The organism is Mesorhizobium sp. M1A.T.Ca.IN.004.03.1.1 (genome assembly GCF_003997555.1).
Lineage (GTDB): Bacteria > Pseudomonadota > Alphaproteobacteria > Rhizobiales > Rhizobiaceae > Mesorhizobium.
On the sequence record NZ_RZTV01000002.1, the window covers coordinates 757,491 to 772,021 of the forward strand.

Below are 14,531 nucleotides of genomic sequence, written 5' to 3' on the forward strand. Positions count from 1 at the left end.
GCTTCCCCTTTCTTTCGTTGAACTCCAGGCGCTTAGGGCTCGCCGGCGCCGATCTCCTCCTTGCGGCGCGCCACATAGGCGTCCAGCTCCTCGCGGATGGCTGGATCCATAACCGGTTCCTCGTAGTCGCTGAGTGCCTGCTGCCAGAGCTGCGTCGCCCGCTCCAGCGCATCGTGGCCGCCCGCTTCCTGCCAGCTGCCGTAATTTTGCCAATTGGACAGCATCGGCCGGTAGAAGGCGGTCTCGTAGCGCGCCATGGTGTGCTCCGACCCGAAGAAATGTCCGCCGGTCGGCACGGCCTTGATCGCCTCGAAGCCGAGGTCGTCCTCCTCGAACGGCATCGGCCGCAGGAACTCCATCATGTTCTGCAGGATCTCGACGTCGAGGACGAGCTTCTCGTAGGAGGCTGTCAGCCCGCCCTCCAGCCATCCGGCGGCGTGATAGATCAGGTTCGCGCCGCCGAGCACCGCGCCCCAGGTCGCCATCTCGGTCTCATAGGCCGCCTGCAGGTCGACGACATTGGAGGCATTGGCATTGGAGGTGCGGTAGGGAAGGTTATAGCGCCGCGCCAGCTGTCCGGCGACGATGTTGGCCTTGGCGTTCTCCGGCGTGCCGAAGGCAGGCGCGCCGGAACGCATGTCGACATTGGACGTGAAGGCGCCATACATCACCGGCGTGCCGGGATTGACCAGCTGCGTCAGCGTCACGCCGAACAGGGCCTCGGCATTCTGCTGCGCAAGAGCCGCGGCCAGCGTCACCGGGGTCATGGCGCCCATCAGGGTGAAGGGCGTGATCGTCACCGGCTGGCCGTGCTCGGCCATGGCGATCAGGCCTTCGGCCATCGCCTCGTCGAACAGGCGCGGCGAGTTGACGGAAATAATCGTCGTGACCCCCGGCGAATTGCGCAGTGCCTCGATGGTCGTGCCGCGTGCGATCGCCGTCATGGCGATGCTATCCATGGCGCGGCCGCGGCCGATCGCCGAGCAATGGAAGCTCAGATCCGACAGCGTGAGATTGGCGCGATAGGTGTCGAGATGGCGCGAATTCGCCGGCAGCTCCATAGGCGCCACCACCTGGTTGCCGATGATATGGATGGCGTTGAAATGATGCGCGAGGCGGATGAAGTTCTCATAGTCAGCCAGATTGCCCTGCCGGCGGCCGTTGATGCGGTCATGCACATTGGGCGGCCCGGCGACCAGCCCGAACACCAGAGAATTGCCGCCGATGCGGATCTGCTTGTCCGGATTGCGCGAGGTTAGCGAGAAGGACGATGGCGCGTTCCTAAGCGCTTCTCTGACGATACTCTCGTCGATCCGCACCGTGTTCTCGGCCCGATCAACGATGGCGCCCGCGGCCTCGAAGATGCCCAGCACCTTCTCGCCCATGACGCGGATGCCGAGTTCGGACAGGATGCGCATCGAGGTGCGGTGGAGCTTGTCCATCTGCTCCTCGTCGAGGATCTGCATCGGCGCGTAGGGGTTTGTGACGCGCTGCCAGGGCAGTTGCGCAATGCCGCCGCCACTGCGCCCGGCCGCTCTGGTGCGCCGTCCGCCGCTTCGCCTGTCATGCGCTGTCATCGGCCTGTCCTCCTTAATAGCCGCGTCCCGGATCCACGACATTCGCCAAAGGCTCGCCGCGCCGGTAGCGGGCGAGATTCTCGGCAAACATGCGTGCCGACTTCACGTCCCAGCCGTCGTAGACGGACGAGCAATGCGGCGTGACGATCACGTTCTCGTAGCCCCACAGCGGATGCGCCGGCGGCAGCGGCTCGACGGCGAAGACGTCAAGCGCCGCGCCCTTGATCCGGCCGCCGTCGAGCGCCGCAAGGAGCGCCGCCTCGTCGACGACGCCGCCGCGGGAAACGTCGATCAGCACCGCCGAAGGCTTCATCGCCGCGAAGGCCTCGCTGCCCACAATGCCACGTGTGCTTTCGAGCAGCGGCACGGCGCACAAGATGAAATCGGCACGGCCCCACAGCCTGGGCAGGTCGGCCATGCCGTGCACCTCATCGATGTGGTCGGTCGGCTTCGGCCTGGCGCGCACGCCCAGGGTCGTCATGCCGAAGGCCCTGGCCCGGGCGGCGACCGCCTGCCCCGTCTTGCCGAGCCCAAGGATCAGAAGCGTCTTGCCCTGGATCGGCTCGACCTTGCCGGCCGTCCAACTCCTGGCAGCCTGCTCGCGCGCGAAGCCGCGCAGGCCGAGCGAGAAGGAAAGCATCGCGCCGAAGACATATTCGGCCATCATGTCGGCGGCGACGCCGGCTGAGTTGGTTATCGTCACCTTGGTCGGATCCCAGGGGCGCAGGTGATCCGTGCCGGAGCCGCCGACCGAAACCCAGCGCACGGTCGGGCTCTCGACCAGCGCCGCGCGCGGATAGTACGATCCCCGGTCGAATTTGATGGTGAACACCACCTCGGCGCCGGTGTCCGCAATCAGGTCGGGAAGCGCCTCGTAGCTGTCGCAGCCAAGCACCCTGATATCTGGATGGGTTTCCGCCAGCACCGCAATCGGCCCGTCCGGCGCGTCGCTGCTGACGATGATTGTCGGCCGCGCGGACATTTCAGCCCCGCCTCGGACCTGGAATGTGATCGGCAAGAGAACCCAGCGCCTCGAGCAAAGCCTTGCCTGCCTGCGGGCTGGTGTTCTCATGCGGCGCGCGCAGATTGAGCCAGCGCTGGTCGCCGGAGCGCACGGCAAGTGCCGCTTTCATGCCGCCGATCAGCCCGGCGGTCTGAACCGCCTTTCGAAATTCCTTTATGGCGGCATCGGCGGCCGAGACGTCGCGGCCGGCGCGCGCGCCGTCATAGACGGCGCGGATAGCCCTGGCGTTGAGGTTCACGGAAGCGGAAATGCAGCCCGCCGCGCCGGCGGCCAGGCCTTGGGTAAGCTGGCCCTCGGAACTCGGGAAGACGGAGACGTTGGGCGCCGCCGCGATCACGGCGGCGGTGTTGTCCCAGTTCCCGGCACTGTCCTTGTAGGCGACAACGGTTTCGGGAAATGCCGCGTTGAGCCGCGCCGTCAGCACCGGCGATACCGGCACCCCGGAATTCTGCGGGATGTGATAGAGGATCAGCTTGAGCTTCGGGCTGGCGACTTTCTCGACCAGTTCCGAATAGTAGCGCGCCTGCCCGTCATCGCCCGCCGCGGTGTAGAAGAACGAGGGCAGCACCATGACGCCAGCGCAGCCGAGTTCCAGGGCATGCCGGCTGAGTTCGAGCGTCTCGGGCAGCGCGGTAACGCCTGTGCCGGGCATCATCTTATCCGCCGGGATGCCGGCCTCGGCCAGCCACTCCAGGGCTTGCATGCGTTCGCGCGGCGACAGCGACAGCGCCTCGCCGGTCGTCCCAAACGGCGAAAGGTAATGCGCGCCCTGAGCAAGCACCCATTTCGCATGGTTGACCCACAGATCGCGGGCGACGCTGCCGTCTTTGTCGAAGGGCGTCAGGATGGGGCCAATGATGCCTTGCACGCTGTTCATCGATGGTTCTCCCGGGTCGTCGTGTCGCCGTCGGCGAGCTTCGCTGCCGCGTCGACTGTTCTGATAAAGAATGCTGTCGAGGCGATGTCGAAGAAGACGTGGAAGCCTGCCTCGCTGCGCACCAGCACGGCTTCGAGATTCGCGACGCGCGTCTGCGCGATCTCGTCATCGGCAAAACGGCCAGGCCTGAGGTCCAGTGCGCAAAGCCTCGCCATCACCGCTTCTGCCGACTGGCCGGAAAGCCGCATCCAGCTCCAGCCTTCCTCGCGCCAGGACCAATAGCCGCGCGAACCTTTCTCGGCCTGCCAGGCAGCGACGAGCTTTGCGACGGCGCCACCGGCGATATCGTCAATCGCGAGGAAATCTTCGCTGCCTAGACGCAGCAGCCTGACGCCGCCCTGCCTAGCGATGCGATTGACGGGCGGCAAGGCGAGACCTTGCGCTTCGAGCCAGGCTGAACTGCCCGGACCCTTGATGCCGAAGCGCGATCGGGCCGTCAGATCGGTCACTATCAGCTGCGCATTTGGCAGAACTGCTTCAGCGGCCGAGCCGTTCGGCGACAGGGGAAATGTCCGCATGGCAAGACCGGCCATCGTTACATCTCCTGCCGGACGTTCTGCGGATCGACGAAGGCGTGACCGATCACCGGCACCTGCACCAATTCGCCGCTGCGACACTTCACCGTGACCTTGCTGCCGGGAGCAGCGTCGTCGATATGGACATAGGCCAGCGCGATTGTGTGGCCAAGCGTTGGCGAGAAGCCAATCGAAGTGATCTGCCCAACCGGGTTGCCGCCGCGCAGCACCAGGCAGGACTCGCCGGGGATATTGCTTGCACCCTCGAAAGAGAGGCCGACGAGCCGGCGCCTTTCGCCAAGCCTCGTCCGCATCTCGATCGACCGCTTGCCGACGAAGAAGGGCTTCTTCTTCGAAACCGCCCAGCCGAAACCGAGCTCGTTGGGCGTGGTCAGCGCGTCGGTATCCTGGCCGATCAGGATATGCCCCTTTTCAAGCCGCAGCATGCGCGAGGCCTCGAGTCCATAGGGACGCAAGCCATGCGGCTTGCCGGCCTCGGACAAAGCGTCCCACAGCGCGACCGCATAGCTCGAAGGACAGTGCAGCTCGTAGCTCACCTCGCCCGTGAAGCCGATCCGCATCACACGCACCGGCAGGCCGGCCAGCATGCCTTCGCGCCCGTGGAGATAGGGGAAAGCGTCGCGCGAGAAATCGATGTCGCCATCTAGCGCCTGCAAGACCTCACGCGCCTTCGGGCCGGTGACGTTCATGCCGGAAAATGCTGCCGTGACGTTGAGCACGTCGACCTTCAGCCGCCACTGCGCATTCCAGAACAGCATGTCGGCCTGCACGCGGGCGACGGCGCCGGTCGTCGCGGTGACGTAGAACAGGTCATCGGCGAGACGATAGGCGACGCCGTCATCGATAACCGTGCCCATCTCGTTGAGCATCAGGCAGTAGCGGACCCGGCCGACGCGCTGGTTGGCATGCGCCATCGTGTACATCCGATCGAGGAAGGCGCCGGCGTCAGGACCGCGGATCTCCAGCTTGCCCAAAGTCGACACGTCGAGCATGCCGACGCCGTTGCGGACCGCGGCGATCTCTTCGCGGACCAGGCGGTCTATCCGGTCTTCCGGCCCGTAAAAATACGGCCGCCACCAGGCACCGATCGGCTTCATGCGAGCGTTGAGTGCGAGATGGCGCGCATGCAGCGCGGTGCGCCGCTCCAACGGCTCGTGATGGCCGGCGAGCACGCCGAGCTTCTCCGGTCCGGTCGGCGGCCGCGCCGTGGTGATGCCCACCTCGCCAACCCCGCGCCCCGTCGCTTCGGCGACAATCCGCGCCGTGGCGAGCGCCGAATGCCTGCCTTGGCTCGGCCCCATGCCGACGGTGGAAAAGCGCTTCACCAGTTCGAGTTCGCGATAGCCTTCCTTGACCGCATTCCTGAGGTCCTTGACCTGCAGATCCTCATCGAAATCGACGAAGTCGCGACCTTTTGCGTTGCCGGCGAGCGGTTGTGCCCAGGCAGCTGGCTCGGGCTCGTATTCGTTCTGCACGTCAGGAGGATCGCCGTGGCCGAGCCGCTCGAGAGCCTCGCGCGCGGCGCGGCGGCCGTCGGCCATCGCAGACTGCAACCGCGATTTGCCGGCAACGGCGCCTGCCAGCCGGACGGCCGCGCCCACCGGCAGACTGAGCGTCATTCGCGCCGTCGCATCGTCGAAGCCAACTATCGCTCCCGCATGGCAGGGCAACTGCCAGGCAGGCACCGAGCCGACGGAGACCGCCACGAGATCGCAGTCGATCCAGCGGCTGCCAATGCGGACCCGCGTCACATGCTTGTTGCCGCGCGTCCCGGACGCTTCCTCGATCGGGGCGCCTGCGAGGATCCCTATCCCCCTGGCCCGAAGCTCACCGGCGCGGTCGCCGGCATTTGGCCGAGGATCGACGATCGCGGCCAGTTCGACGCCAGCCTCGACCAGATCCAGCGCGGAGTCGTAGCCATCGTCATTGGCGGCCAGCACGACGGCCCGCCGGCCAGGTTGCACCGCGTAATGGCGGAGCAATCGTTGCACGGCGCCGCCGGTCATGATGCCAGGCAGATCGTTGTTGCGGAACACCGCCGGCTGCTCGATGGCGCCTGTTGCCAGGACAACCTCGCGGGCGCGGGTTCGGTAGAGCCGGTTGCCCTGGATCAGCGGCAGCCAATTGTCCTCATACCAGCCGTTGCAGATGGTGCCGGTCATGATGCGCAGATTGGGGAGCTTGGCTGCCTTGGCTGCCAGACTGAACAATATGCCCGGATCGCAGCGGCGATAGGTCAGCGAACCGCCAATTTCGGGATTGTCGTCGCACAACAGCACGTCGGCGCCGGCTTGTGCGGCCGAGATCGCAGCCGATAGACCCGCCGGCCCCGCGCCGACGACCAGCAGGTCGCAGTGAAGATGCGCCTTGTCGAAACTCAGATGCGGCGCCTTGACGTCGACGATCCCGAGCCCCGCCTTGCGACGGATCATCGGCTCCCAGAAGCGGAGCCAGCTGTCCTGTCTCGGACCCATGAAGGTGCGGTAGTAGAAGCCGACCGGCAGGAAACGTCCAAAGCGGTCGATCACCGCATCGCGGTCGTTTTCCAGGGAGCCGTTGACGTTCTGCGCCGTAACCATCATGCCGTCCTGGAGCGGCGTCAGGTCGGCGGGAACATTCGGCTCCGACGGCAATTGCACCAGCGTGTTCGCTTCCGCGCCGGCCATGGTCATGATGCCGCGCGGCCGGTGGTATTTGAACGAGCGCGACAGGACCCACTGGTCCGAGGCCGCCAGCGCGCTGGCGATGCAGTCGCCGGCAAAGCCATGATAAGCCTTGCCTTCGAAGGTAAAGCGGACAGGCCGCGTCCGGTCGAGGCGCGAACCGTATGGCGTGCCAAGCCGCGTCATGGCCGGCTCCCAATGGCGTAGGTGCGGATGATCTCGTTGGTGACGACGTCGCGCTCGGCGAGGAAGAAGAAGTTGCTCGGCACGTGCCGCCAGCACTCGACCACCACACCTTTTCGATTGTCCGCGCGGAAGAGATGCCTTGCCCACTCAGCGTCGGCGGCAGCGTCGGCGGCAGCGTCCGCATCGGGCCTCTGCCGCAGCGGACCGAAGGACTGGAATTCGTCGATGTTGCGCGGGCCGTTCATGGGGCAGTCAAGCAGCTTCATGGTCAGTGGCTCGCCGCCGTCGCGCCCATTTCGTTGAGCAGTCGGAACTTCTCGAAGCGCTCCAGCGCAAACGGCTTCAGCAGGTCGGGAACCCGGCCCCTGGCGATGGTTTCCGCCATGCGCTTGCCGGCGACCGCAGTCGCCTTGAAGCCCCAGGTGCCCCAGCCGCAATCGAGCCACAGATTGGCGAGAGGGCTGGCGCCCATGATCGGGCTGTAGTCCGGCGTCATGTCGGTGATGCCGGCCCATTGCCGCAGCACCCGCACACCTTGCAGGAAGGGAAAGAGATGCACGGCGCCTTCCGCCAGATGCTCCTTCATGTCCAGCGTCGAGCGGGTCGAATAGAGCTGGTACGGATCCGAGCCGCCACCGATGACGATCTCGCCGCGCGAGGATTGCACCAGATAGGTGTGCAGCGATACGGACGAGACCAGCGTGTGCAGCCAGGGCTTCAGCGGCTGCGTCACCATTGCCTGCAAGGGGTAGCAGCGGATCGGCAGTTCCACGCCGGCCATCATCGCAACATCGTAGTTCATGCCGCCGGCGGCGATGAGCACGGAGCCGCAGGCGACCCGTCCGCGGTTCGTCACCACAGCGCGCACCTGGCCGTTCTCGACCTCAAAACCTTGAACTTCGGTGCGCTGGTGGATTTCGGCGCCGCGGCGCGAGGCCTGCGCCGCGAAGCCCCAGGCAACCGCATCGTGGCGGGCCGTGCCGGCATCGGCATGCCAGAGGCCGCCGAGGATCTCGAGCGCACCGTCGCGATCCATGTTGAGTTCGGGCACCAGCTTCTCGACCTCTTTTGCGTCGATCACCTCGGTGCGCGTGCCCATATGCTTGCCCATCTCGGCGCGCAGATGGAAGGCGCGCAGCGTCGCTTCCGTGTGTGCGAGCGTCAGCTGGCCGCGCTGCGAGAACATGACGTTGAAGTCGAGTTCCTGCGACAGCGCTTCGAAGAGCGAAACGCCTTCCTTGTAGAAGGCGACGCCTTCCTGGGTGATGTAATTGGAGCGGATCGTCGTGGTGTTGCGTGCGGTATTGCCGCCGGCCAGATAGCCTTTTTCGAGCACCGCGATGCTGGCGATACCATGGTATTTCGACAGATAATGCGCGCAGGCCAAGCCATGCCCGCCGCCACCGACGATGACCACGTCATAGGACGGCTTCAGCTCAGGCGTCGCAGGAATGTCGCCCGTCACCGGATAGTCGCGGCTAAGCCCGTATTTGAGAAGCCTAAGCGGCATGGCTGCCCTGGCCGCCAGGAGGATCGTAGACCAGAGCGGTCACCTCGGAAAACCGGTGGTCGGCGTCGGTCAGGCCGAGAATACCGTCCCGGATCGCGGCGGCCCTGTTCGAGCCGAGAACGGGCGACGCAAACTCCATGTACTTGGCGACGATATCGTCTTCGCTGAACGGGGCTTCGGGGCCGCCGCGTGCGTGGACATCTCCGGACTCCAGCCGCCGGCCGTCAACCGTCTCGATCTGCACGTCGGCCCAGCGCCCGGCGGGGAAACGGTCGCTGTGCTTCGCCGCCTCGTTCACCTCGACGCGCTTCAGCATATCCGCGACGGCGGCATCGCGCAGACCCGAGCCCGAAATGTGCTCCACGCCGATTCGACCATAGTGGATCATCGTGGCCACGGCGAAGGGCAGGCTGTACTGCGCCTTTGATGTCGTGTCCGGCATGCCGGCAAACAGCGTCGCCGCATAGTGGAAGCTGTTGACATGGACTTTGCGTATGTCTTCCGGCCGAAGCCCATGCTGCAGGCAAAGCGCGCGCGTCGCGTCGATCGCCGCATGGGCCCAGCGGCAGACCGGATAGGGTTTTATGTATTGCCGGGTCATCTGCCAGAACAGGCCGAGGTCATCCCAATGTGCCGCGACCTCCGGCGCCTCGACCGTGATGGCCGGCGCGCCGGCGAAACCCGCTTCGGCAAGCACGGCGGCCGACAGCCCGACCAGCGCCCCCATGCCTGAGCCGTCGTGAAGCATGGTCGGCGTTGCGATCTCGCGCATCATCTGGCTGCGCGGCCCGTGATACTCGGCGATGCCGAAAGCATGGCGCAGTTGATCGTCGTCAAGCGAAAGCAGGCGGGCCGCGACCGCCGCCACGCCAAGAGAATTCCACGCGCCGGAGGTGTGATAGTCCGAGACGGTTGCGTGCAGCGCAATGCCGGCCCGCCCCGCGATCTCATAGCCGACGACGATCGCGGCCAGCGCCTCGGGGCCGGTCAACTCAGGCTTTTCTTCTGCGAGCGCAAGCAGCGCCGGGATAACCGCCACGCCGATGTGCCCCTTGGTCGGCGGGTAACCGTCATGGCCGTCGAGATTGTCGGTCTGGGTCGCCGCCGCGAAGGCGGCGCCGGCCATGCTGGCGCGCCTGCCGTCGAAGATCATCCTCGCCGCGTGCCGGTCGGCGCCGGAACCGTAGAGCATAACCGCGGCATCGCGCGCGATTTGTCCGGCCTGCATCGGGCCGGCGGCGATGGCAATGCCCATCGTGTCGAGGAACTGGAGGGCTGCCGATTTCAGAACGTCGCGCGGGAACGCGCCGGCCAACCTGCGCAGCACGAAGTCGGCAACACGGGCAAATACGGTGGAAGCAGACTCACCTTCCGCCGTCCGCTGGTCCATGGCGCCACCTTTCGCGTCCCGATCGCTCCAAGGTAACTACGAATAATTTGGTCTCATGGGCCAGGCACGTAATTAGTTTGGCGCCATCGCACAAAAAAATCGAGGTCAAGGCGGTTGCGGAGGCCAACGACGCCGGTCTAGTTTTCGCTTTGCCAAGGAGCGATCGCATGAAGCCGCCACCCCCACTGAACTATATCCGCTCGTTCGAGTGCTCCGCGCGGCATCTCAGCTTCACCCTTGCTGCCAACGAGCTCGGCTATACCCAGGCGGCGGTCAGCAATCATGTGCGGGGGCTGGAACATTATCTTGGCCGGCAGCTTTTCGTGCGCTATCCGCGCAGCCTGAAGCTGACCGAAATGGGCGAGGCTTTCCTGCCGACGCTGCGGCAGGCGCTCGACCAGATCGATCACGCCACGGAGGCGATCGTCGCCTCCTCGCGCAACAGGACGGTCGTCATCTCCTGTCCGATGAGCCTGGCCGAAAACTGGCTGGCCGGCTGCATGGCGGCGTTCCGGCAAATCCATCCGGAGATCGAGGTCGTTCTGCACGGCACGATCTGGGAAGACCTCAGCGAGCAGATCGCCGACATCACCATCTCGACCCGCCGCTTCGACGACCGCCCTCCGAGTGGCGTTCCGCTGTGGAACGACCAGCTCGCCATCCTCTGCGCACCCGGCCTGCTGTCCGGCCCGAAAGGTCTGCGCTCGCCGCGCGATATCCTCAACGTCGACTGGATCTTCGTGCATGGCCGCCAAGAATACTGGCTATGCATGGGCGACGCGCTGCAGATCGACATTTCGGATTATGAGAAAGGCATCACCACGAACGCCTCGAACATCGCGCTGGAACTGGCGGCGATGGGTGCGGGCTGCGTCGCCACGCAATATTCGCTGGCCAGAACCTATATCAGCCGCGGGCTTCTGGTGGAGCCTTTTCCCGTGCGGGCCGCCAGTCCATGGACCTATTATCTTTCGGAGAGCCAGCTCTCGAAAGGCAGCGTGGTGAGGACCGTCAGAGGGTGGATCATGGAACGAGCCAACGCCCATGTAGAAGCCGTTTAGGCTGACGGCTCGGCAACCATCCGTCCGGGGGAAGGAAGCAATCCGAAGACAACTACCCGAGGGTCTGACTTGCTAAGGCATAGGTCTTCGGCCTAGCCGAGCCGCCGTCGGAAAAATCGGCGAGGCATTTGCCCTTCGACATGGTCAGCACCGTGTCGAAGACCGGCATTCCGCTGTGCGACAGGAAGGCGGCGAACTCGCCATTGTCCATGTGCGTGTCGATCCTGAGGAAATATCCCGAATGGTCGGCCACGTGCGGCCTGACGACCGCCAGGGCGTCGGGGTCGCTTCCCGCCACCACCGGCCCTATGACATGGCCCCGTCCGAACGGTCGGCAGAGGGCAAAAGCGGTCAGCTTGTTCCCGTCGAAAAGGCCATAGCCGGCCGAATGCTCGAAGAGCTTTTCAATGAGCGCTGTCCGCCTCACGCCAAATCCCGCCGCGTCCAGCGCGATCGCCGCCGCAATATCGCCCGCGTCCAAGGTCCGGACGTTGCCGCACCCTTCCGTCGGCCGGCCCGCTGTCGGCACGCGGGCGATGCCCTGGCATTGATAGACGGTCTTCTCCGGCTGGAAATCGAGGGAGAGATAAAGCCGCCGCGCAGCACGGGTTGCATTGAGGCGCAGATCGCGCCCGGGGATCCTGTCGAAGATCCGCTTCATCAGCCATTGCGCCGCCCCCTGCGTCTGAAGCCGCGGCGAGGTGATGACCATCCCCAAGGTGGCGAAATTGGCGCCGTGCGGGAACCACATGGCCGAACCGAGAGCCCGGCCGATCTCATCGAGCGCCACGAAGCCTTGGCCCGATTCACGCAGGAATTGCCAATCCTCGGCGCGATGCGGCCATCCCACCGACAGGGAGAGCGCGTGCAACCTCTCCAGGTCGACATCTTGGACGTCGCCGATACGCATGGAGAAGGCATCGATTTTCAAGCTCTCGGACGGCTTCACTTCCATGGCCCTGAAAGAACCCTCAAAAATAAAGAACCCTCAAAAATCAACGGGCGAGCAGACCGCTGCCCCGTGCCCGCCAACGCTAGACAAGCAAACCCCACAGGATTTGCTCGAAAGCCGTGCACCAACGCAAGATTCAACTGAAACACTTCCGCTTTCGGCATGCAATCGCGTGGCAACGCACCCATCCTCTGCGGAAATTCACCAGCATGCGGCTCGATGCCGGCAAAACCCTGAATGCCTTGAGGGCTGGAATGGACGTCTTCGACATCCTCGACCGTCTCGTCGCCTTTCCGTCGGTCGCCGGCAAGCCGAACGGCGACATTGCCGGCTGGATCGAGGCTCATCTCACCGAACAAGGCGCGAAGGTCAGCCTGCTCCCAGGGCCAGAGGGCGACCGTTTCAATCTTTTCGCCACCATCGGCCCGGCCGAGGTTCCGGGCTACATCCTATCCGGCCATATGGACGTCGTCCCCGCCGGCGAGCCGCAATGGAGTTCGGCCCCTTTTTCGCTGCGCCGGGAGAGCGAACGGCTCTACGGACGCGGCACCACCGACATGAAGGGGTTTCTCGCCGCCGCGCTCGCCGCCGTGCCGGCGCTTGTGCGGCTGCGCCTCGCCAGACCGATCCACCTCGCCTTCTCCTATGACGAGGAGATCGGGTGCCGGGGCGTGCCGCATTTGATCGCCGGGCTGCCCGAGCTTTGCGCCAAGCCGCTCGGCGTCATCGTCGGCGAGCCGAGCGGCATGCGCGCCGTGCGCGGCCACAAGGGCAAGGCGGCCGCCCGCGTAATCATCAGCGGCCGCTCCGGCCACTCCTCGCGACCGGATCTTGGGCTTAACGCCATCCATGCGATGTCCGATGTGCTGAGCGCCGCCGTGAGTGAAGCGGAGCGGCTGATGCATGGCCCGTCCGACCCAACCTTCGAGCCGGCCTATTCCTCGCTGCAGGCCGGTGTGATCGCAGGCGGCCAGTCGGTCAACATCATCCCCGACAGCTGCACGCTCGACCTGGAGGCGCGCGCAATACCGGGCATCGAACCGGCTGGCTTGCTCACCCCGGTCAAGGCGCGGGCTGAAGCTCTTGCCGCTCAAGGCTATGTTGTTGAATGGAAGCCGATTAGCGCCTATCCGGCGCTGTCGCTGCCGCAAGACTCGGCTCTGGCGGGACTGCTGCGCGAATTGACCGGCGAAGCGCCTTTAGCCGCCGTCAGCTACGGGACGGAGGCCGGACTTTACCAAGGCTCCGGGCTCGATGCGATCATCTGCGGCCCCGGCGATATCGGGCGCGCCCACAAGCCGGACGAATATATTCTCGCCAGCGAGCTCGCCGCCTGCCAGCAGATGATCGAGGCGCTGGGCGCGCGATGCGCGGCCTGAAGGAGCAGCCGGAATGACATTCCTCTTCAATTCCGACGCGCGGCGTGGCGCGATCTTCGCCGAGGCCTTCGCTAAGGAGTTGCCGGACCTCCCCTTCACGATCGATGCCGCTACGGTCGATCCCGACGCAGTGCGCTACCTGATCACCTGGACGGTGCCGGAGAACCTCGACCGCTACACCAACCTCGAAATCCTGTTCTCCATCGGCGCCGGCGTCGATCAGTTCCGCTTCGACGCGGTGCCCGCCCCGGTGAAGATCGTGCGCATGGTCGAGGAGGGCATCGTGCGCATGATGCAGGAGTATGTGACGCTCACCGTGCTTGCGCTCCACCGCAACTTGCCGGCCTATCTGGCGCAGCAGCGCGCCGGAGAATGGCGCGACATCCCTCAGCCTCAAGCCGCGTCGCGCCGGATCGGCGTGCTCGGCCTCGGACAGCTTGGCCAAGCCGTCCTCGACCGGCTGAAACCTTTCGGCTTCCAGCTCTCCGGATGGAGCCGCTCCCCGCGGCGGCTCGAAGGGGTGACCTGTTATCATGGCGAGCTTGGGCTGGAGCAGATGCTGGCGGCCAGTGACATACTGATCTGCCTGCTGCCACTGACCGAGGAGACGCGCGGATTTCTGAACGCCGGCCTGTTCGCGAAACTGCCTGACGGGGCGGCTCTCGTTCATACGGGTCGAGGCCCGCAGCTCGATCACGAAGCGCTTGTCGCCGCGCTCGATAGCGGCCATTTGTCGTCGGCGATGATCGACGTGACCGATCCCGAACCGCTGCCCGCGGGACATCCGTTCTGGTCGCATCCGAAGATCATCCTCACTCCGCACATAGCCAGCGTGACCCAACCCGCGACCGCCGCCCAGGCCGTCATCGACAACATCAAGCGCCACCGCGCCGGGCTCGATCCCATCGGGCTCGTCGACCGGTCGCGCGGTTATTGAAACTCAACTGGAAAGGCCATCCTTTGTCCCTGCTCAAGTCCATCGATATCAACCCGAGCTTTTCGCCCCGCGAATCGACCGCGCTGCCGGAGCGGCTCATTGCCGGCAATCCCGCCTTCAAAACCTGGGCGCAGGACGTGGCCAAGGACGACCTTGTCCATACCGGCGTCTGGGAGGCCACGCCCGGCGAAACGCGCTCGATCAAGGGGGAAACCTTCGAGTTCTGCCATATCCTCGCCGGCGTGGTCGAAATCACGCCCGACGCCGGCGAAACGGTGACCTACCGGGCCGGCGACAGCTTCGTCATGAAGCCGGGCTTCACGGGTGTTTGGAAGACCATCGAGACCGTGCGCAAGATCTACGTCACAGTGGGCTAGCG

Annotated in this window: 13 protein-coding genes; 4 read left to right on the plus strand and 9 right to left on the minus strand. The window is 65.2% G+C overall.

Annotation, left to right across the window (positions count from 1 at the left end):
- Nucleotides 1–32: 32 nt before the first annotated feature.
- From EOD29_RS09530 to EOD29_RS09565, 8 genes are read right to left on the minus strand one after another with little or no spacing between them, the layout of a single operon-like run.
- Nucleotides 33–1,577, minus strand: a complete 1,545-nt coding sequence (locus tag EOD29_RS09530) for a trimethylamine methyltransferase family protein (protein ID WP_127246539.1) — start codon at nucleotides 1,575–1,577, stop codon at nucleotides 33–35.
- Nucleotides 1,578–1,590: 13 nt separating this feature from the next.
- On the minus strand, nucleotides 1,591–2,559 hold the full coding sequence (locus tag EOD29_RS09535; protein WP_127246540.1) for a D-2-hydroxyacid dehydrogenase: 969 nt from the start codon (nucleotides 2,557–2,559) through the stop codon (nucleotides 1,591–1,593).
- 1 nt (nucleotide 2,560) lies between these two features.
- Entirely contained in the window at nucleotides 2,561–3,478 is a 918-nt protein-coding gene (locus tag EOD29_RS09540; RefSeq protein WP_127246541.1) for a dihydrodipicolinate synthase family protein, read from the minus strand.
- Entirely contained in the window at nucleotides 3,475–4,071 is a 597-nt protein-coding gene (locus EOD29_RS09545; RefSeq protein WP_127246542.1) for a hypothetical protein, read from the minus strand. Before EOD29_RS09545 ends, EOD29_RS09540 begins: the two co-directional genes overlap by 4 nt.
- Before the next feature lie 2 nt (nucleotides 4,072–4,073).
- Nucleotides 4,074–6,923, minus strand: coding sequence for a 2Fe-2S iron-sulfur cluster-binding protein (locus EOD29_RS09550; RefSeq protein WP_127246543.1), 2,850 nt, complete (start codon nucleotides 6,921–6,923; stop codon nucleotides 4,074–4,076).
- On the minus strand, nucleotides 6,920–7,189 hold the full coding sequence (locus EOD29_RS09555; protein WP_127246544.1) for a sarcosine oxidase subunit delta: 270 nt from the start codon (nucleotides 7,187–7,189) through the stop codon (nucleotides 6,920–6,922). Before EOD29_RS09555 ends, EOD29_RS09550 begins: the two co-directional genes overlap by 4 nt.
- Before the next feature lie 2 nt (nucleotides 7,190–7,191).
- Nucleotides 7,192–8,433 carry an FAD-dependent oxidoreductase gene (locus tag EOD29_RS09560; RefSeq protein ID WP_127217458.1) on the minus strand — a complete coding sequence of 414 codons (1,242 nt, stop codon included), beginning with the start codon at nucleotides 8,431–8,433 and terminating at the stop codon, nucleotides 7,192–7,194.
- On the minus strand, nucleotides 8,423–9,823 hold the full coding sequence (locus tag EOD29_RS09565) for an MmgE/PrpD family protein (RefSeq protein ID WP_127246545.1): 1,401 nt from the start codon (nucleotides 9,821–9,823) through the stop codon (nucleotides 8,423–8,425). Before EOD29_RS09565 ends, EOD29_RS09560 begins: the two co-directional genes overlap by 11 nt.
- A 167-nt stretch (nucleotides 9,824–9,990) precedes the next feature.
- Between EOD29_RS09565 and EOD29_RS09570 the strand changes: the two genes are divergently transcribed.
- The gene (locus tag EOD29_RS09570) at nucleotides 9,991–10,884 is read left to right on the plus strand and encodes a LysR substrate-binding domain-containing protein (RefSeq protein ID WP_127246546.1); all 894 of its coding nucleotides are present in this window, start codon (nucleotides 9,991–9,993) and stop codon (nucleotides 10,882–10,884) included.
- 52 nt (nucleotides 10,885–10,936) lie between these two features.
- On the opposite strand, the gene EOD29_RS09575 is transcribed toward EOD29_RS09570, so the two are convergent.
- Nucleotides 10,937–11,839 (minus strand): GNAT family N-acetyltransferase, encoded by a 903-nt coding sequence (locus EOD29_RS09575; RefSeq protein ID WP_127246547.1) that lies wholly within the window; start codon nucleotides 11,837–11,839, stop codon nucleotides 10,937–10,939.
- Nucleotides 11,840–12,090: 251 nt separating this feature from the next.
- On the opposite strand from EOD29_RS09575, the gene argE reads away from it, so the two are divergent.
- The 3 genes from argE to EOD29_RS09590 are packed head-to-tail and all read left to right on the plus strand — an operon-like array spanning nucleotide 12,091 to nucleotide 14,529.
- Complete coding sequence (gene argE / locus EOD29_RS09580) at nucleotides 12,091–13,215, plus strand: acetylornithine deacetylase (protein ID WP_067328001.1); 1,125 nt, start codon at nucleotides 12,091–12,093, stop codon at nucleotides 13,213–13,215.
- A 13-nt stretch (nucleotides 13,216–13,228) separates the two neighbouring features.
- A complete protein-coding gene (locus EOD29_RS09585) occupies nucleotides 13,229–14,152 on the plus strand; it encodes a glyoxylate/hydroxypyruvate reductase A (protein WP_127246548.1) in 924 nt (307 codons plus the stop codon).
- A 23-nt stretch (nucleotides 14,153–14,175) separates the two neighbouring features.
- A complete protein-coding gene (locus EOD29_RS09590; RefSeq protein WP_067328000.1) occupies nucleotides 14,176–14,529 on the plus strand; it encodes a cupin domain-containing protein in 354 nt (117 codons plus the stop codon).
- Nucleotides 14,530–14,531: the final 2 nt, after the last annotated feature.